This window comes from Neobacillus drentensis (assembly GCF_036962125.1).
GTDB lineage: Bacteria > Bacillota > Bacilli > Bacillales > Cytobacillaceae > Neobacillus > Neobacillus drentensis_B.
This window is the reverse complement of the sequence record NZ_JBALOA010000001.1, coordinates 199,113-199,903: the sequence shown is the minus strand read 5'-3', so window position 1 is coordinate 199,903 and position 791 is coordinate 199,113. Positions and strand designations below refer to the sequence as shown.

Genomic DNA, 791 nt, shown 5'->3' with positions numbered 1-791 from the left:
TCATTCCTTTTATATTTTATGTTGTTATGGTGAGTGCAATCAATTGAGTCTGTGTCTTAAAATTTGAAAGATGGATCGGGACGCCGGCTTCATCGAAGACGGTTTTATCAATATTGAATAAGGTTTCGCCGATTTCACAGTCCAAATATTCAGCTTCTAATTTGGAAGCTGGGGTAACTGTAATAACTTTTTTGCTAGAACCAGCTTTGATATTAATGTTGTAAATGTTTTTCAATACTTCATAAGTAGATTCATGTTCTGTGAAATGTGTCATTAAATTCGGAAAGCGTACTAACGAGTAATGGGCTATATCTAGTACAAACGGCTGTTGATCAATCGACATGATCCGGACCAATTTTAAAACAGGGGAATCAATAGCTATATGAAGAGATTCAGCAATTTCCGGAGTTGCTTTGATTTCCTCACAGGAAAGGGTGCGCTTGGAGGGATTTTTCCCTATCTGTTTACTGAAGTCTGTGAACCCATCAATAGAAACTAATTCACGAGTGATTTTGGTTCTGGTAACAAATGTTCCCTTGCCTTGCTTTCTCTCTAAAAAGCCTTCATCGGCTAAATCCTGAATCGCTCTTCTTACGGTTATTCTACTGACTCCATATAACTCACATAATTCCGTCTCATTCGGTAGCCTTTCCCCCGATTTATAAACCCCTTGATCAATGGCCTCCTTAAGTATTTGTTTTAGCTGATCATATAATGGTGTTGAAATAGAGTTATTTAATTTCATAAGAAAATTTCCTTTCCAAATGATAAGTCGTTATATAATATTATAT

The 791-nt window shown here is 36.2% G+C and carries 1 protein-coding gene; it reads right to left on the bottom strand.

Annotated elements, in window-relative coordinates:
- Positions 1 to 16: 16 nt before the first annotated feature.
- On the bottom strand, positions 17 to 745 hold the full coding sequence (locus tag V7121_RS00950) for a UTRA domain-containing protein (protein WP_335500464.1): 729 nt from the start codon (positions 743 to 745) through the stop codon (positions 17 to 19).
- Positions 746 to 791 lie beyond the last annotated feature (46 nt).